Origin of the sequence: Lactiplantibacillus argentoratensis (genome assembly GCF_037290055.1) — a bacterium.
GTDB classification, from domain to species: Bacteria; Bacillota; Bacilli; order Lactobacillales; family Lactobacillaceae; genus Lactiplantibacillus; species Lactiplantibacillus plantarum.
On sequence record NZ_CP147647.1, the window covers coordinates 495929 to 515027 of the forward strand.

A 19099-nucleotide genomic window follows, 5' to 3' on the forward strand; every position below is an offset into this window, starting at 1 on the left:
ATGGTTTAAAATATGTAAACGCTTAATGTGAGAATATCCGAGTGCTGTGGCGAATGCAGAGGTAGTCAAAGCGATTATTTTGCTAGACAGCTCCCATGGAATCTGGTATTCTTACGATACAATCATAAGGGAGTAACTAGCAGAAATATTCTGCGGCAATATCGTCAGCAAGAAGCCAATCCGGTATTGTCTTAAATAGTGAGACTTATGTATGTTCACACAATTTTGCGTGCATACATGAGTCTCATTTTCTATCTGGAGATCAGTTAGGGAGTGGGGCTCGGATGCCAGAAAAGGAGCTTACGATGAGTACAAAACCAAAGTATCAACAAGCGTTATCCGCCGTTTATGAGGAACTAGGCACTGATGAACACGGCTTACAGCAAAGTGCTGCGACGCAACGGTTAGAACAATATGGGCCGAATGCGTTGAATCAGCAAAAAACGACTTCCTTGTTGCAAAAATTTATTGCGCAGTTCAAGGATTTCATGATTATCGTCCTGTTAGTGGCTGCCTTGATTGCCGCCTTTACTGGGGAAGCCGTCGATGCCGTTATCATCTTATTGGTGGTGGTATTAAATGCGATTTTCGGTGTCTTCCAGGAATCGAAAGCGGAAGAGGCCATCAACGCGTTGAAGGAAATGTCAGCGCCGGACGCGACTGTTTTACGGGATGGTCAGCTGCAAACGGTCAAGAGTGACGCGTTGGTTCCCGGGGATGTTGTGTCGCTAGAAGCCGGGGATATCGTTCCCGCGGATTTACGATTAATTGAGAGTGCGTCATTGAAGGTTGAAGAATCGGCGCTGACGGGTGAATCTGTCCCAGTTGAGAAGCAGGCGGAGATGATTGCCGATGGGGAGTTACCAATCGGAGACCGGTTAAACATGGCGTACATGAATAGTAACGTGACGTATGGTCGGGCCACTGGGATTGTGGTGGCGACTGGGATGCAGACCGAAGTTGGTCGGATTGCCGGCATGATTGAAGCGGCCGATGAGACGACCACACCACTGCAAGCGAACTTGACACAGTTAGGTAAGTCGCTGACGATTTTAATCTTAGTTATTGCCGCAGTGGTATTTGGTATCGGAATGCTGCGCGGTCAAGAGAGTTTGATCAACATGTTATTGACGGCGATTTCGTTAGCCGTAGCCGCAATTCCAGAAGGGTTGCCGGCAATCGTTACGATCACGTTAGCGTTAGGAACCCAGCGGATGGCCAAACGGCATGCGTTAGTACGAAAATTACCCGCAGTTGAAACGTTGGGAAGTACCGATATTATTGCCTCTGATAAGACCGGAACGTTGACGCAAAACAAAATGACCGTTGAAAAGTTGGTCGTCAACCAGGAACTGGTGGACGCGCGCGCTACTGAATTGCCGCTTGATAGCCATTTAGCCCAAGTGATGATTTTAAGTAATGATACAAAGATCATGCCGGATGGGTTAGCAGGTGACCCAACGGAAACAGCGTTGATTCAATATAATTTGGATCAGGGTTATCCAGTCGATCAGTTGTTGACGGACCGCCCCAGAGTGACAGAAGTCCCCTTTGATTCGGAACGTAAATTGATGTCGACGGTGCACCCCTTAGAAGATGGTCGCTTCTTAGTAGCCGTCAAGGGGGCTCCTGATGAATTACTCAAACGGGTCACTCAGATTGAAAGTAACGGTGACGCTCAGCCGTTAACCAAGACAAGCCGTGACCAGATTCTAGCTGTTAATCATGAATTGGCAACGCAAGCCTTACGGGTCTTAGCATTTGCTTATAAAGTGATCACCACGGTTCCGACGACTGTTAATACGGAAACGTTAGAAAATGACCTGGTCTTTGCCGGGATGGTCGGCATGATTGATCCGGAACGGCCAGAAGTTGAGCAAGCCGTTGCAGAAGCTAAATCAGCTGGAATTCGGCCGTTGATGATCACGGGTGACCACCGTGATACCGCCGAAGCGATTGCCGTCCGTCTTGGTATCATTAACGCTGGCGAAGATGACGCTGTGATTACTGGTGCCGAGTTAGATGCAATGAGTGATGCGGAATTCGGCAAAAAGGTCGGCGATTACTCGGTGTATGCCCGGGTGGCACCTGAACACAAAGTTCGAATCGTGAACGCATGGCAAAAACGAGGCAAAGTTGTTGCTATGACTGGTGATGGGGTCAACGATGCGCCCGCCTTGAAGGCCGCTGATATCGGTATTGGTATGGGAATCACTGGGACGGAAGTTTCCAAGGGGGCTAGTGACATGGTCTTGGCTGATGATAACTTCGCCACGATCGTGGTTGCTGTCGAGGAAGGCCGAAAAGTGTTCGCCAATATTCAAAAGGCGATTCAGTACCTTTTGTCAGCGAACTTAGGGGAAGTCTTAACCTTGTTCGTGATGACGATGTTGGGCTGGCAAATCTTGGCACCAGTGCATATCTTATGGATCAATTTAGTGACCGATACCTTGCCAGCAATTGCCTTAGGCGTTGAACCAACTGAAAAGAACATTATGCAGCATAAACCGCGCGGGAGAAATTCTAATTTCTTCTCAGGTGGGGTCTTCAGCAGTATTATTTATCAAGGGCTACTGGAAGGTGGCATTACGTTGCTCGTGTACTGGTTAGCTTTGACGTATCCGGTTCACGCAACGGCCTCATTAGCTCATGCTGATGCGTTAACGATGGCTTTCGCGACCCTTGGCTTGATTCAGTTGTTCCACGCGTTTAATTCTAAATCCATTCATGAATCGTTGTTTACGGTCGGCTTGTTCCGAAACAAGTTCTTTAATTGGGCGATTCTAATTGCATTTGTGATGCTGGCGATGACAATCGTCGTTCCCGGTCTGAATGGGTTATTCCACGTGAGTCACTTGGATGCTTACCAATGGGGAATCGTGGCCTTAGCTTCCTTATCGATGGTCGTGATTGTTGAAATTGTTAAGTTCTTCCAACGTCGACACATGCGGCGCGCATAACCCATCCATTAGGGGTAAAATAAGGCTAACTAATTTAAAGAAAAGAGTTTGTACATGAAAAAAGCAACGATTCAAACGTATATGCCAGTACTGTCTAAAGTTATCGAAAGTACTGAAAAAATGGGGGAAGAATTAAACCCATCTTTTGAAAAACTACGTCAGGCCATTGATAATGACGCAGTTGCCAAAATGGTTCCAGCTGAATTCAATGATATTCAGATGGAATTTAGCGATGGTACTGAACAGTATCAACAAAATTTGGCACAGTTGAAAAAAGTTGCGGTACCCGCACGGTTAATGGGGCGGCACCGTAATTTGTTAGCAGCATACGAAGCCTACACGAATGCGTGTGCGGCCATGACGGCTAGCATGAACATCGACGATCAAACGATTGATGTGGCTGCTTTTAATCAGGCTGAAACGGATCAAGAGACTGAAATGGGCCGCGTTTCAAATAACGTGCAACGGATCATGAATACAGTCATGTAGGAGCGCTAATCTGGGTGATTGGATTTAGCACACTAATAAAACGCTCGGTAACGTTTATGCGTTGCCGAGCGTTTTATTGTTGGTTGCGGGGCAGCCAACTGTGCGGCCGCGCCGTGCTCGTTTAGCCTAATGGGCTGGTTTTTTCCAGCTCACAACCAATGTGTGAACAGTATCGGTAATGGCTTCGATTGGTAGTGACAGTCAACGACAATTTTCAGATGGTCATTCGGCGCGGAAACTTGGGTAAAACGCGTATAATATAATGTAATGAGATTAAAAGATTGGGTGAAATAATGGATAATCAGATTTTAACGTTAGTTAATCAAACGCTGACGAAGTTTAAACCGCAACAGATCAAAGCGGTTCTCGGACTCATGGACGAAGGCAACACCGTTCCGTTTATCGCACGGTATCGAAAGGAACGTACCGGTAACTTAGATGAAGTTGAAATTCGCGAAATTAAAGATAACTATGATCGGCTTGCGAGTCTCGAGAGTCGTAAGGCAGATGTGATGAAGTTGATTGCTGAACAAGATCACTTGACGCCGGCTTTAAAGCAAGCCATTGAAAAAGCTGACAAGTTGCAAGATGTCGAAGATTTGTACTTACCGTACAAACAGAAGCGACGTACGAAGGCAACGATTGCGAAAGATGCTGGACTGGAGCCGTTAGCAGCTTGGTTATTACGTTTTCCGGCAAGTGGTATTCAGGAACACGCGGCGCAGTTTGTGAACGAAGCGCAGGACATCACAGACGCGAATACCGCGTTAGCTGGAGCTCACGAAATCTTGGCTGAGGCCTTTGGTGATAATGCTGGTTTACGAAACTGGGTCCGGAATTATACGCGTGACCGGGGCTTACTAGTCGCAAAAGTGAAACCCAAGGGTAAAGCAGCCGATGAACAAGGTGTTTACCAACAGTATTATGATTTTAATAGTCCCATCAAGCAGATGGTACCGTACCGGGTACTGGCTATCAACCGTGGGGAAGCCGAAAAAGTATTGAAAGTCAGCATTGATGTTGATCGTGCTGGAATTGACCGGTATTGTCATTTTCGCTTTATTGGTCAGCACCACGGCCCAGCGATTGAACTAGTAGAAGCTGCTTATCAGGATGCCTACAAACGCTTTATTGGCCCAGCCATCGAACGTGAACTTCGCAATGAATTGAGTGCGGCTGCCAATGAACAGGCCATCAAAGTCTTTGGCGATAATTTGTACCACTTATTAATGCAGGCACCATTAAAAGGTCGCGTGGTATTAGGGTTCGACCCTGCTTACCGGACGGGGTGTAAATTAGCCGTGATGGACGCGAATGGTAAGTTCTTAGATAAGCTCGTGATTTATCCACACAAACCAGCTCCAACTGCCAAACGGGAAGCTGCTGCGGGTGAGTTTAAAGCCTTTTTGGAGAAGTATCATGTTGAAATGATTGCGATTGGTAACGGGACGGCTTCCCGCGAATCCGAGGAGTTTGTGGCACAGGTATTGAAGACTATGACCCGACCGGTTTATTATGTCATCGTGAACGAAGCCGGGGCTTCCGTGTACTCTGCTAGTGCTAAGGCGCGTGCTGAATTTCCTGAGCTACACGTTGAACAACGTAGTGCGATCAGTATCGGCCGGCGACTACAAGACCCACTGGCAGAATTGATCAAAATCGATCCGAAGTCAGTGGGAGTGGGGCAATACCAGCACGATGTGCCCCAGAAGGAATTGACAACGCAGCTGGATACGGTGATTGAGACCGCGGTTAACCAAGTTGGGGTCAATTTGAATACCGCTAGTTCGGAGCTATTGACGCATATTTCGGGGCTATCCAGCACGATTGCCCAAAATGTGATTACTTATCGGGATGAAAATGGCGAGTTCACGAGCCGACCACAATTGAAAAAAGTGCCGCGGTTGGGACCGAAAGCTTATGAACAAGCGGTCGGCTTCCTGCGAATCATTGACGGCAAGAATGTTTTTGATAACACGGATATTCATCCAGAAAGTTATCCTGCAGCCAAAGCGTTATTGGCAGCGGCTGGATTAAAGACGACGGACGTTGGGACGACTAAAGCCCAACAGTTGAATCAATTAGATTTAGCGCAACTTGCGACCAGCACCAGTGTCGGTGAACTGACCTTAAAGGATATTATTAGTAGTTTGCAAAAGCCCGGGCGTGATGTTCGTGATACGATGCCCGCACCGTTACTCCGGCAAGACGTTTTAAAGATGAGTGATCTAAAACCAGGAATGCAGTTGCAAGGAACCGTACGCAACGTGGTCGACTTTGGGGCGTTTGTGGATATTGGTGTCAAGCAAGATGGCCTCGTACATGTCTCCAAACTAACGGATAAGTTCTTGAAAGATCCGCGTCAGGCGGTGGCAGTTGGCGACATCGTAACGGTGTGGGTCGAAGAAGTTGATGAACAGCGGCAGCGCATTGCTTTGACGATGATTACACCGGCTGAAGCATAATGACTGATTTAGAGTTACAGCAGCTCGTTGCGACCATTTCCATGCGTGATTTTCACCGTCCGTTCCAGCACCGCGCTTGTTTTAATGCTCGGTTACGAACGACGGGTGGTCGTTATCAGTTGGCCTCGCATGATATTGATATCAATCCGAAGATGCTGACTGATTTTGATGAGGCCACCTTGATTGGCGTCATCAAGCATGAATTGTGCCATTATCATTTACATTTGACTAAGCGGGGATATCGGCATCGTGATGCAGACTTTAAACGATTACTCGCGCAAGTGGGTGGCTCGCGCTATGCACCAGCGCCGAAGCAGGCGACGGCCCGACCGTATCGGTATATTTATGAATGCCAACGGTGTGGCCAGCGGTATTACCGCAAGCGCCGCATGGACACTCGCCGCTATACGTGTGGTCGTTGTCAGGGGCCAATTAAATTAGTCTGAAAAGGTTTGCTAAAGTGGTACGCTTCCGATAGAATTAGCTTAACTATTGATATGGAGGGATTAAGATGGAAACGATTAAAATTGGTGTGGTCGGACTAGGCACAGTCGGGACCGGCGTTGTAAAAATGCTTCAAGCGCATCAGGAAAAGATTTCAGAAATTACCGGTCGTAAGTTGGAACTAGCCTGCGTAGTTGTCCACAACTTGAAAAAGCACGAACAAGTTGATTTGGGGGACGTTCAGATGACCGACCAAATCGCGACCCTGCTTGATGATCCGTCCATTCAAATTATGGTCGAAGTGATGGGTTCAATTCATCCGGCGAAGGAATATATTACGCAAGCCTTGCAAGCTGGCAAACACGTGGTGACGGCCAATAAGGACTTGATTGCGCAATATGGCCGGGAGTTGGTTCAGATTGCTCGTGAAAATCATCGCGACTTATTCTATGAAGCTAGTGTTGCTGGTGGGATTCCAATTTTACGGACGATTGATAATAGTTTCGCCGCTGACCGGATTCAACGGGTCATGGGAATCGTCAACGGGACCACTAATTACATCATGACGCAGATGCTGACTAAGCATTGGTCGTATGATCAAGCCTTGAGCTCAGCACAAGACTTGGGGTTTGCCGAAAGTGATCCCACTAATGATGTCGAAGGCCTTGATGCGGCATTCAAGATGATTATTTTAACGCAGTTTGCCTTTGGGATGAGTCTTTCCCTCGACCACGTTCAAGTTCAGGGAATTACGAAAATCAGCCCAGAGGATATTGCGGAAGCTCACCAGCTTGGGTATACGATTAAATTACTCGGGATTGCGGAAGAAATTGACGATCGCATTGCGGTATCAGTCGGACCTGTGCTCGTTTCTGATCAACATCCACTTGCCACGGTACAAAATGAGAATAATGCTGTAATGGTAACGGGAACGGCTGTGGGGAACACGATGTTTTACGGTCCCGGCGCTGGAGAACTCCCGACCGCCAACAGTGTGCTGAGTGATATTACAACGGTTGCGAAAAATATTGCGTTGAATACGACTGGTAACACGTTTAACTCTTATCGCCAGGAGACTGTCTTAGCAACGCCTGAAGATGTTGTGTATCCTCACTTTATTGCCTTGAAGATGCGTGATGTGCCGGGGATGATGATGAAATTGACGGCGATTATGACCCGCGCAGAAGTTTCATTTAGTCGAATCATTCAAAATCAATTAGGTGACGGCAACGCTCGTGTTGTGATCATTACCCATGCCATGAATGATCAACAGTTAGCAGATATCACTCGTGAAATCGGTGAACAAGAGAATATGCAACTATTAGCGAGTTATAAAGTTTTAAAGAATGCGTAGGTGAGGACATGTTAACGATTTCGGTTCCGGCGACTTCCGCTAATCTTGGTCCCGGTTTTGATTCAATCGGTCTGGCGCTAGACATGCAATTAACGCTACAAGTGTTGCAACCTAGTGATCATTGGCAGATTGACCATCCCTTTGGGGCGGATGTGCCGACGGATGAACGCAACTTAATTATTAAAACGGCGTTGCATTTGGTACCAGATTTACAACCACAGCATTTACAGATGGCTTCAAAAATCCCGTTAGCGCGCGGATTGGGTAGTAGCTCGACGGCCATTGTAGCCGGCTTAGTGCTGGCAAACGAATTGACCGGCGCAACGCGCTCTTCTGCTGAGCTACTGGAAGTTGCCACTCAACTGGAGGGTCATCCAGATAACGTTGCACCAGCCCTATTAGGAGGCTTGGTTGTGGCGACGAACACTGATGGACGCGTCCGTGCGGTGAAGTTACCGTTACCGATGCTTTTTGCAAGTGTCTACGTGCCTAACGAACCGCTATTGACGACCGCCAGTCGCCAAGCCTTACCAACTGAATTGGCGTACCACCAAGCCGTTACTGGTAGTAGTGTGGCAAATACGTTAGTGGCTGCTCTAGCAACTCAAAATTGGGACGTGGCGTTACCACTGCTAGAACAGGACCAGTTCCATGAACAGTATCGGGCTAAGTTAGTGCCGGCACTACAAACGGTTAGAGACCATGCCCACGCTCTGGGATTAACGGGGACTTATTTGAGTGGTGCTGGGCCGACGGTGATTACTCTGGGTGATTACGGTCAACTCGCTACGTTGCAGGCACAATTGAGCCAAGATACAACACTCACCGGCCAATTATTCCTATTGCCAATGGATGCAACTGGTGTAAAAGTACAAAAATCTTAAAATAAGCTTGTCAGACTCGCAAAATTTTGTTATGATACTTTTTGTGAGTTGTTATGCGGCCATGGCGGAATTGGCAGACGCGCAAGATTAAGGATCTTGTCGGGGTTAACCCGGTGGAAGTTCGAATCTTCTTGGCCGCACTAACGAATATAAGAATCGATTTCGATAGGTTAAGCCTTGAAGGATCGATTCTTTTTTTGTTGCGGTAAATTGGACTGGTCACGTTATTTCAGGCTTGCTTTTTTGCCAACTACTTCAACTATGTTCACCAAATTTGCCGTACCTTATTGTTTAATCTCATGATTACCAGCATTATAATGAAAACGGTTAATCTACTGATTACGATATTAAGAGAAGGCGAGGACCAGGCATTGATTAGAATGAGTAGATGGTGGTGGCGTATCTTGGTGGGCGGCTTGCTGGTTAGCGGCGTGGTTTACCCCGCACAAGCGGCCGTAACGACTTATCCGATTACAGGGATTCAGGTGGTGCAGCCGCGGGTCTATCAGACGAATAGTCAGAACGGTGTCGGTTACCATTTAACCGTCGTGCGTCATCAGCGTGCCCAATTGCGTGTTAATTTACATTTAAAGTATCACCAGCATACACAGTGGACGCGTACTGAGCAAGCTAATATTTATCGCAACGGGCATTACCAGCGCTTTTACTACGTGCATAATGGTCGTCAGCAGAGCGGCTGGATAGCTGCTAATCAGCTAAAACCCGCCAGTACGGCGTCGGTTCAACTGCGGGTACCACTGATTGACCAGCTACCGGAGTTGCCAACGGGGTGTGAGATGACAGCGACTACCATGATGCTGCAGTATGCCGGCGTTAATATTAATAAGGAACAGTTTGCCAGCCACGTGCCGTGCAGTTCGAATCCTAACACTGGCTTTGTTGGCGATCCTGCTTCGGCCTATGGTATTGGTCTCTACATCTACCCCCAAGGCTTGTTACCAACGATCCGCCACTATCTGCCGTCCGCTGTAGATCTCAGTGGGGTGAGCCTGCAACGAATTAAAGTGCAGCTCGCTAAACGTCATCCGGTAGTCGCTTGGGTTCAGGGACTCGATGGTTTTGCGAGTCATACAGTGACGCTCACTGGATATACAACGGCAACTATTAGGTACAATGATCCTTGGCGTGGTCAATCCGGACAGATGGATAACCAAGCGTTTGAGACGATGTGGCAATTAAATGGTCGTCGGGCACTGAGCTATTAAGAAATTGATACCATAGTTAACATTAGTTACTGTTTCATAATTTTATATTAAAAATACGCTATTTGACACACAAAATAATCGTTTTTAATACTGTATCACACTAGTGTATCAACTTCTAGCCTGAAATAAGGGCTTTTAGCTTTAGTGTATTTTGGCACGGAATTTGCATATATATAAGTGAGTGCGAAAAAGATTGCGCTTACAGTATCAAAAACATAAATAGTTACAGGCAATTTAGATATTATTTATTCGTTTTATATGACTGTAACGAAAAAATAGGAGGTACAAAGATGGTAAGCATTATCATTGCTAGTCACGGCGAATTCGCTAAAGGCATCTATCAATCTGGATCAATGATTTTCGGCGAACAAGAAAACGTTCAAGCCGTTACGTTGATGCCTAGCGAAGGCCCTGACGACATCAAGGCTAAGTTAGAAAAAGCCATTGCTTCATTCGACGATCAAGAGCAAGTCTTATTCTTAGTCGACCTTTGGGGCGGTACACCATTCAATCAAGTTAACGGCTTGTTTGAAGCACACAAGGACAAATGGGCAATCGTTGCCGGTTTGAACTTGCCAATGTTAATTGAAGCGTATGCTTCACGACTTTCAATGGATTCGGCACACGAAATTGCCACGCATATCATTGAAACTGCTAAGGATGGGGTAAAGGTTCGTCCTGAAGCATTAGCACCTAAGGAAGAAAAGGCTGCTGCCGCTGCAACGACTAACAATAACGCTGGCCGGCCAGGGAAGTTGGAATATGGGTTAGCACGGATTGACTCGCGACTCTTGCATGGACAAGTTGCCACTGCTTGGAGTAAGACGGTTAACCCAACTCGGATCATTGTTGCGTCTGATAACGTTGCTAAAGACGAACTGCGGACTAACATGATCAAGCAAGCAGCACCATCTGGTGTTAAAGCGCACGTTATTCCAATTGCTCAAATGATTAAGATTGCTAAAGACGACAAGCACTTTGGTGGTCAAAAAGCATTGGTCTTATTCGAAACACCACAAGATGCATTACGTGCAATCGAGGGTGGTGTGCCAATTAAGACATTGAACATTGGTTCGATGGCTCATTCGGCTGGTAAAGTTCAACCAAACAAGGTTTTGGCATTTGACCAAGATGACATCGACACTTACCGCAAACTTGAAAAAGACGGCATCGAATTTGATGTTCGGAAGGTTCCAAGTGATGGTAAAGAAAATATGGATAGCATTTTGAACAAAGCTGAAAATATGTTGAAGGAACAAAAGTAGTTCCAAGAATATCAGAAAAGATGGAGGATTAAATCATGAATTTGAACGTAATTCAAGTGATTTTAGTCGTACTTGTATCATTTTTAGCTGGTATGGAAGGTATTTTGGATGAATTCCACTTCCATCAACCAGTTGTTGCATGTACCCTAATCGGATTAGTAACCGGACAATTAGTCCCATGTATTATCTTAGGTGGGAGTTTACAAATGATTGCCTTAGGTTGGGCCAACATTGGTGCCGCCGTTGCACCTGATGCTGCGTTAGCATCAATTGCATCTGCAATTATTTTAGTTTTAGGTGGTCAAGGCCGTGCCGGAGTTACTTCAGCTATTGCGATTGCCGTTCCTTTGGCCGTTGCTGGTTTACTCTTAACGATCATCGCTCGTACGTTAGCAACTGGGATTGTCCACATCATGGACCGTGCCGCTGAAGAAGGTAGTTTTAGCAAAATTGACTTCTGGCAATGGGTTGCGATCTGCATGCAAGGACTTCGTATTGCGATTCCAGCCGCTTTGATTTTGGCCGTTGGTGCTACGCCAGTGAAGGCAATGTTAAACGCTATGCCTAGCTGGTTAACTGATGGTTTATCAATCGGTGGTGGTATGGTTGTTGCCGTTGGTTATGCAATGGTTATCAACATGATGGCTTCTCGTGAAGTTTGGCCATTCTTCGCTTTAGGTTTTGTTTTAGCTGCAATCAGTGAAATTACTTTGATTGGTTTAGGTGCAATTGGTATTTCCTTAGCCTTAATGTACTTGGCACTTTCAAAGCAAGGTAACTCTGGCAATGGTGGTGGCTCCAACACGGGTGATCCGGTTGGCGACATTATCGACAAGTATTAGAGAAGGAGGCAAACTGAGATGTCTGAAACTACAAATATTACTAAAAAAGTTACATTAAGTAAAAGTGATCGTCTGCATGTTTGGTGGCGTTCAACGTTCCTCCAAGGTTCATGGAACTACGAACGTATGCAAAACGGTGGTTGGGCTTATTCTTTAATTCCAGCAATCAAGAAATTATATACAACTAAAGAAGACCGTGCTGCTGCTTTGAAGCGGCATCTAGAATTCTTCAACACTCATCCATACGTGGCTTCACCAGTTATTGGTGTTACCTTAGCGCTTGAAGAAGAACGTGCCAATGGGGCACCTATTGATGACGTTACGATTCAAGGGGTTAAAGTTGGTATGATGGGACCTTTAGCCGGTGTTGGGGACCCAGTGTTCTGGTACACGGTTAAGCCTATCGTTGGTGCCTTAGCTGCATCATTGGCTATTTCTGGTAGCATTGTTGGACCAATCTTATACTTCGTTGTTTGGAATGCAATTCGGATGGGCTTCATGTGGTATACCCAAGAATTCGGTTACAAAGCCGGTTCTAAGATTACTGATGACTTATCTGGTGGTATTTTGCAAGATATTACCCGTGGTGCTTCCATGCTAGGGATGTTTATCTTAGCGGCGTTAATTGAACGGTGGGTTAAGGTGGACTTCAGTCCAGTTAAAGTTTCGACCATTAAGCAACAAGCTGGGTCGTACATTGATTGGGATAAACTACCAAAGGGTGCTTCTGGTGTTAAGGAAGCCTTAACACAGCAAGCTGCTGGTCGTTCACTTGACAAATACAAGGTAACCACCTTACAAGATAACTTGGATCAATTGATTCCTGGTTTGATGGCGTTGCTGTTAACCTTCCTCTGCATGTGGTTATTAAAGAAGAAAGTTTCACCAATCATTATTATTCTTGGCCTCTTCGTATTGGGGGTTCTGTTGCACGTTATTGGTTGGATGTAATACTTGCTTATGTCATATTTAAAGGATGGACTCGTGGGAGCTCATCCTTTTTATTTACAAGCGTACTTTGCATAACTGACAAACTCGCCGTATAATCGGTATGAGGATGGATACGAGGAGGGATTAATATGGTGCAATCAATCAATACTAAGGTTGATTTAGTTACGAACGGCAATTCACATATGGGGTTGACCGATTACGGTAAAATCATGGTCGGTGATAACGGCTTTGAATTTTATGATGATCGCAATGTTCGTAACTTTATTCAAATCCCTTGGACTGAAGTGAAATATGTGGTCGTATCCGTAATGTTTGGTGGCCGTTGGATTCCGCGGTTCTCTTTTCAAACGAAACGGAACGGTATGATTACTTTCTCAGCTAAGGACCCTAAGAAGGTGTTACGAGCCGTTCGGCAATATATTGAGCCTGATCGAATTGTAAAATCACTGACATTTTTCCAAGTCCTTGGGCGAATATTCAAGGGTAAGGGTAAAAAAGATAAGTATTTGAAATAATGACCAATGCTGCCGAAGATCCTTTGTCGACGAGTTGGATTATTACTAGTTAGCTTAAGAAGCTTAGGCATCAACGGGCGGGTTTAGCGCGTTGTAGTGTCTAAGCTTTTTTGATGCATCAAAAGCATTATCTGGGTACGTTAAGGTGCGTCATAAATGGAATTTCAATACCATGAAACAGAAATAGTTGTACTGACAAGTCTTAAAAAGTAACTGATTCGGGAACTATGGTAGAATATAGTGTGTTATAGTGTATCAAAACGGATCAGCTATTTGATAGTGGTGAAAAGGAGTGGCGAAGTTGACCAGAAAATCCAAGATTTGTGAATACGTCCGTCAACATAGCGATCGACACGGACTGACGACGGAAATGGTAGCGACCGCTTTAATGATAGCGCGTTCAAACGTCAGCAAGGAATTAAATGCACTGGTGCGAGAAGGCCAGTTGCACAAGCTGACAGGGCGGCCTGTGCACTATGTTCCGGTGAATGCAACAGCCACAACGGCCACAACAACTAGTGGCGTAGCGAATGGAGCGACGACAGAGCGAATACCGACAGCGCCCGTCGCGACGTCTGTGCCTAAACCGGTTGTAAATGATATATTTGCCAGCATGATTGGCTCGCATGAGAGCCTTGCTAATCAAGTGGAACAGGCGAAAGCGGCCATTCTTTATCCACCGCGGGGATTAAATACATTAATCATTGGCCCGACTGGTTCTGGTAAAACTTACTTTGCAAACGCCATGTATCGTTTTGCGGAAACCCAACAAGTCTTAACGAACCCGCAAGGCCTGATTACGTTCAATTGTGCCGATTATGCGCATAATCCGGAATTATTGATGTCGCATTTGTTTGGTTATGTTAAGGGGTCTTTTACAGGTGCTAATGAAGATAAGGACGGTTTGATCCAAGAAGCGGATGGGGGCATGTTGTTCTTAGATGAAGTGCACCGTCTACCACCAGAAGGTCAGGAAATGATTTTTTATTTCATGGATCACGGGACTTATTCACGACTCGGTGAGACGGCGAAGAGTCACCATGCCAATGTCCGCTTAGTTTGCGCAACGACCGAGGACCCAGAAAGTACCCTACTGCAGACCTTTGTTCGGCGAATTCCGATTACGATTCAGCTACCAGCGTTCAATCATCGCTCAGCCAAGGAACGTTTAGAATTACTGAAGACATTATTGTCATTGGAAGCTAATCGAATCAATAAACAGATTCGGTTAACGGAGGACGTGGTGCAGGCCTTACTTGGCTCAGTCACATTTGGGAACGTCGGTCAGTTGAAGTCGAACATTCAGCTGGTGTGTGCCCAGGGTTTTGTCAATAGCATCGAAAATGACAGTGAAATCACAATCACGATGGATTATTTGCCACAAAATATCCGTAGCGGTCTCATGACAGTAGCCTCTAACCGTCACGAACTGGGGGCCATCTCTGAGTTGTTGGACCCGGTTCTCATCGTGAAGCCAAATGATGGTCCAACGCCGCTTCGTAATAAGAACGATAATTATGAATTACCATATAATTTATATGAGATTATTGGTGATAAAGCAGCATTACTAAGACGAGAAGGCCTTGATAAGGAACACATCAATCGTTTCATCACGACCGATATCAATGTGCATTTAAAATCATTTTATAAACAAAATCAGTTAGAAGTTTCACCAGAAAACAAGTTAGCCGAGATCGTTGATCAGGACGTCATTGATTTTACCAAGACGGCGCAGATGACGGTTCAAGACATGCTAGGTTATAATTTCAAGGATAACTTTATTTACGCTGTGAGCTTGCACGTCAGTTCCTTTATCAAACGCATCCAGGCCGGCAAGCCCATGCGTCAAATGAGTTCGGATATGTTAGCGATGGTGCGTGAATATCCGGCTGAAATCAAAGCAGCGGAGGCGCTCAAGCAAGGATTAGAGGAACGGTATCATTTACCGATTCCCAAGTCCGAAGTTTATTATCTGGCCATTTTGCTCATCTCGTTAAAATCGATGCAGCTTAACGGCAAAGTTGGCGTGTTGGTGGCAGCGCACGGGATGAGTACCGCGTCTTCCATGGCACAGGTCGTCGGACAATTGTTAGATGATTATGATGTTCAGGCTTTCGACATGCCTCTCGATATGGACCCGAGTGTCGCCTATGATCATGTCAAGCGACGAGTAGAAAAGCTTGATTCTGGGAAAGGAATTTTGTTACTAGTCGATATGGGGTCGTTAACGACCTTCGGGGAACGAATTCAGCAGGAGACGGGAATTGCGACGCGAACGATTGACATGGTGACCACGCCGGTTGTTTTGGAAGCCGTTCGGAAGGCTAGCCTGGTCGATAGTGATCTGGATTCTATGTATCAGGAGCTCGTTGGTTTCAAAGGTTATTCGCGAATTTCACGGAACCTACCAACGGATAGTCAGCGCGCAACAGTCAAGCCCGCCTTAGCGACGGATAAGACGGCACAACGGGCGATTATTGCAATTTGTGCGACCGGCGTTGGGACGGCTGAACGTATCAAGTCAATTTTAGACAGTTTATTAGCCCAAAACTTCATTGAAGGCATCACGGTATTTCCAATCTCAGTGGTTGAAATGAAGACACGAATACAACAGATCAGTCAAAATTATCAAATCATTGCGGCAACTGGGATTACAAAACCCGAATTAGACGTCCCTTTTATTTCATTGGAAGAATTGCTACAAGGTGGTGGCGAAAAGTTTATTGACCAGTTAGCGACGGGTATCGATTCGCCACAGACCATGGCGGAAGAAAGTCAGCAGTTGACACCGGAACTCTGCGAACGGTACTTAGGCGATTACTTCACGTTTTTAAATCCTAAGAAGTTAACGGGAATTTTATGGGAGTATAGCGAAGTGATTGCGACGCACTTGGATGGTGTAATGACGAATGCTTTTCGCATTGATTTGATTATGCACTTAGCGGGTGCGCTAGAACGAACGGCCATCAAAGATGAAATTTCGGCACCCACCGAAGAGATGCCAGACATTATGGCATCGAAGTGGTACCCACTTGTGCAACAGGCCAATCAGCAATTGACAGATCAACTACAGTTAACCTTCTCAGATGCTGAAAATTATTATATTGTGCAATTATTGGAGACTCATCAGGCAAAGGTCGCGATGAGTTGATACACTAACTTGGCATGCTTTTTGCATGTATCTTATTGAGTAGATTTAACCGACTGAGGAGGGAAAGTAGATGTTAGCATTTGTCGTTGTCAGTCATGGGAGTTTTGCGCAGGGCGTTGTCGATTCATCCTACATGATCTTTGGCAAGCAAGATAAGGTCCAAACGGTTACCTTTCAACTGGACGAAGAACCTAATGAATTAGCTGATAAATTAGCTGCTGCGGTTGCCCGGTTTGACGCGGATGACCAAGTCTTATTCTTGGTTGACCTATGGGGCGGTTCGCCATTTAACGCCGCTAGTCGGATCGTTGCCGAACATACAGAGCGCATGGGTCTGATTACCGGTCTGAACCTGCCAATGCTGATTGAGGCTTACACTGTTCGTGATAAGCCAATTGATGAGGTGATTGCCCACCTTGAAGAGACTGGAAAGATTGGGATTAAGCATCTCAAGTTGTTACAGGACGATGGGGAAGATGAGCCGCTATGACGATGGATATTCGTTTAGCACGCATTGATAGTCGGCTACTCCACGGGCAAGTTGCCACGGTGTGGACCAAGACGGTCAGTCCTAACCGTATTTTGGTCGTCTCAGACGAAGTTGCCCAGGATGCACTTCGCAAGATTCTAATTGTGCAAGCCGCGCCCCCTGGTGTGAAAGCTAATGTGATTACAGTTGACAAAATGATCGAGATTTATCAAGACTCGCTATTTGATGAAGTAAAGCCACTAATCCTAACTGATACGCCCCAGAACATGGCGCGCTTAGTAGCGGGGGGACTTGATTTTAGCAAAACGGGCATTGATATTGGTAGTCTAGCTTTTTCAGCGGGCATGGTGATGGTCACCAATGCTATTGCAATCGGTCAAGCCGAAGCACGGGCATTATATGCGTTACAAGCAGCGGGATTAAAGGTGTTTGCGCAGAAAGTCCCGACGGATAAACGGGTTGATGTGATGCCGCTATTAGCTAAAAATGGCTTTATGGCGCCAGATAAGTATTAACAAAGTTATGATGGACAGTGGTGTGTCGGTTATGGGCACCACTGTTCTTTCATTTTGGCTAGGTTTCTAAGGATTTACCAAAAATACAGCCGTAAACTTTGACGGATAGGCTTTTATTGATAAAATTAAACTAATCGAAACGGAAAGTAGCGGGGGTTTAAAAATGCCAACTTATACAAAATTAACCGCCATGGGACAATATGTTCCGGGACGCGTTGTTGATAATGACGAATTAGCAGCCATTATGGACACTAGCGACGAATGGATTCAGGCGCATACTGGGATTAAAACCCGACACTACGCGATGAATGATGAAAACACCTCGGATTTAGCCACCCAGGTCGCCCAGCAGTTACTACAAAAAAGTGGTTTAGCTGCCAGTGCCATTGATTTGATCCTAGTTACGACAATTACGCCCGATGCCTTAACACCTGCGACGGCTTGTTTAGTGCAAGCTAATATTGGCGCTGATAATGCGTTTGCGTTCGACCTGAGTGCAGCGTGTGCTGGGTTCACGTTTGGCCTAGCAACGGCTGACAAGTTTATTCGCAGTGGGCAATACCAAAATGTGATGGTGATCAGTGCGGAAGTTAATTCCAAGATGATGGACTTTCAAGACCGGACGGCAGCCGTCTTCTTTGGGGACGGTGCTGGTGGCGCGTTATTACAAGCTACTGACAATCCAGATGAAAACAGCTTGATCGCTGAGAAATTAGAATCGCAAGGAAACGCTACGGTCATTCACTCTGGACGAGTACGGCCGATTACTGAAGTTGCCGCAACGAACTACCCGCAAACGGATGCGTTTTACCAAGTTGGACGGGATGTTTTTCAATTTGCCACGACGGTTGTTCCAGAACAGATGCGTGGGTTAATTGCGAGTGTGCAACTGACACCCAGTGATTTACAATACGTGATCTGTCATCAAGCTAATTTACGGATCATTGAAAAAATTGCGGCTAACTTGGCGTTACCAATGACGAAGTTTCCACATAATGTTGATCATTATGGTAATACGTCCTCAGCTGGGGTGGCAATGGCCTTAGCCAATGTTTTTGATACCTTAACTGGGCCAGTGTTGTTAACAGCATTTGGTGGCGGGCTAGCGTATGGCTCAGTCTTGATCAAGAAGTAGGGGTGTGCAGATGGAATTAAAAGATTTAGATCGATTAGTTGAGAAATACGCGCGACAGGGTTATCAGCAAATTCGCGTTAAAGCCGGCGACTTGGAGATTGAAGTGACAAAACCAGCGTTAGCTTCAGAAACGGTAACTCCCGTAGCCGCTACGCCTGCCAGCACAGTTGCGGAGACTGAAGATGAAGTCGTTACACTGCCGAGTCCGATGGTCGGGGTGGTCCACTTGGCACCAGATTTAAAGGTTGGTCAGTCACTGACAGCTGGTCAAGAACTAGGCCAGATTGAGAGTATGAAATTATTCAATCCATTAGTTAGTCCGACCGATGGGACGTTAACAGCAGTACTAGTTGCTGACGACGCCACTGTTGAGTACGAACAACCGTTATTTACAATGCGAAAGGATCGGTAGC

General features: G+C 46.0%; 16 protein-coding genes and 1 tRNA gene. All 17 read left to right on the forward strand.

The features are described 5' to 3' along the window. The first annotated feature begins 305 nt into the window (after positions 1-305). The 17 genes from V7R88_RS02295 to V7R88_RS02375 all read left to right on the forward strand — a co-directional run bounded on the left by V7R88_RS02295 (position 306) and on the right by V7R88_RS02375 (position 19098). The gene (locus V7R88_RS02295; RefSeq protein WP_338816378.1) at positions 306-2960 is read left to right on the forward strand and encodes a cation-translocating P-type ATPase; all 2655 of its coding nucleotides are present in this window, start codon (positions 306-308) and stop codon (positions 2958-2960) included. 54 nt (positions 2961-3014) lie between these two features. Continuing rightward, positions 3015-3449, forward strand: coding sequence for a hypothetical protein (locus V7R88_RS02300; RefSeq protein ID WP_003640902.1), 435 nt, complete (start codon positions 3015-3017; stop codon positions 3447-3449). 293 nt (positions 3450-3742) lie between these two features. Beyond that, positions 3743-5914 carry a Tex family protein gene (locus tag V7R88_RS02305; RefSeq protein ID WP_338816379.1) on the forward strand — a complete coding sequence of 724 codons (2172 nt, stop codon included), beginning with the start codon at positions 3743-3745 and terminating at the stop codon, positions 5912-5914. Then, a complete protein-coding gene (locus V7R88_RS02310; RefSeq protein ID WP_338816380.1) occupies positions 5914-6360 on the forward strand; it encodes a SprT family protein in 447 nt (148 codons plus the stop codon). Before V7R88_RS02305 ends, V7R88_RS02310 begins: the two co-directional genes overlap by 1 nt. A 65-nt stretch (positions 6361-6425) precedes the next feature. Continuing rightward, positions 6426-7712, forward strand: coding sequence for a homoserine dehydrogenase (locus tag V7R88_RS02315; protein ID WP_003640905.1), 1287 nt, complete (start codon positions 6426-6428; stop codon positions 7710-7712). A gap of 8 nt (positions 7713-7720) precedes the next feature. Continuing rightward, entirely contained in the window at positions 7721-8596 is an 876-nt protein-coding gene (thrB, locus tag V7R88_RS02320; protein WP_003640906.1) for a homoserine kinase, read from the forward strand. 55 nt (positions 8597-8651) lie between these two features. Next, positions 8652-8736 (forward strand) — tRNA-Leu (locus tag V7R88_RS02325). 231 nt (positions 8737-8967) lie between these two features. After that, positions 8968-9822: a C39 family peptidase gene (locus V7R88_RS02330; RefSeq protein WP_338816593.1), complete on the forward strand. Its 855-nt coding sequence runs from the start codon at positions 8968-8970 to the stop codon at positions 9820-9822. Between the two features lie 290 nt (positions 9823-10112). Further along, a complete protein-coding gene (locus V7R88_RS02335) occupies positions 10113-11087 on the forward strand; it encodes a mannose/fructose/sorbose PTS transporter subunit IIA (RefSeq protein ID WP_054396932.1) in 975 nt (324 codons plus the stop codon). Between the two features lie 35 nt (positions 11088-11122). Next, positions 11123-11929: a PTS mannose/fructose/sorbose transporter subunit IIC gene (locus V7R88_RS02340; RefSeq protein WP_003640909.1), complete on the forward strand. Its 807-nt coding sequence runs from the start codon at positions 11123-11125 to the stop codon at positions 11927-11929. An 18-nt stretch (positions 11930-11947) separates the two neighbouring features. Beyond that, the gene (locus tag V7R88_RS02345) at positions 11948-12880 is read left to right on the forward strand and encodes a PTS system mannose/fructose/sorbose family transporter subunit IID (RefSeq protein WP_003644988.1); all 933 of its coding nucleotides are present in this window, start codon (positions 11948-11950) and stop codon (positions 12878-12880) included. Positions 12881-13008: 128 nt separating this feature from the next. Next, complete coding sequence (locus tag V7R88_RS02350) at positions 13009-13395, forward strand: DUF956 family protein (protein WP_003640911.1); 387 nt, start codon at positions 13009-13011, stop codon at positions 13393-13395. A 301-nt stretch (positions 13396-13696) separates the two neighbouring features. Then, positions 13697-16546 (forward strand): sigma-54-dependent transcriptional regulator, encoded by a 2850-nt coding sequence (locus V7R88_RS02355; RefSeq protein ID WP_338816382.1) that lies wholly within the window; start codon positions 13697-13699, stop codon positions 16544-16546. 70 nt (positions 16547-16616) lie between these two features. After that, positions 16617-17036: a PTS sugar transporter subunit IIA gene (locus V7R88_RS02360; protein ID WP_003640913.1), complete on the forward strand. Its 420-nt coding sequence runs from the start codon at positions 16617-16619 to the stop codon at positions 17034-17036. Next, positions 17033-17551, forward strand: coding sequence for a PTS system mannose/fructose/N-acetylgalactosamine-transporter subunit IIB (locus tag V7R88_RS02365; RefSeq protein ID WP_003640914.1), 519 nt, complete (start codon positions 17033-17035; stop codon positions 17549-17551). Before V7R88_RS02360 ends, V7R88_RS02365 begins: the two co-directional genes overlap by 4 nt. 163 nt (positions 17552-17714) lie before the next feature. After that, positions 17715-18686 (forward strand): ketoacyl-ACP synthase III, encoded by a 972-nt coding sequence (locus V7R88_RS02370; RefSeq protein WP_195235583.1) that lies wholly within the window; start codon positions 17715-17717, stop codon positions 18684-18686. 10 nt (positions 18687-18696) lie between these two features. After that, a complete protein-coding gene (locus tag V7R88_RS02375) occupies positions 18697-19098 on the forward strand; it encodes an acetyl-CoA carboxylase biotin carboxyl carrier protein (protein WP_003640916.1) in 402 nt (133 codons plus the stop codon). The last annotated feature ends 1 nt before the right edge of the window (position 19099 follow it).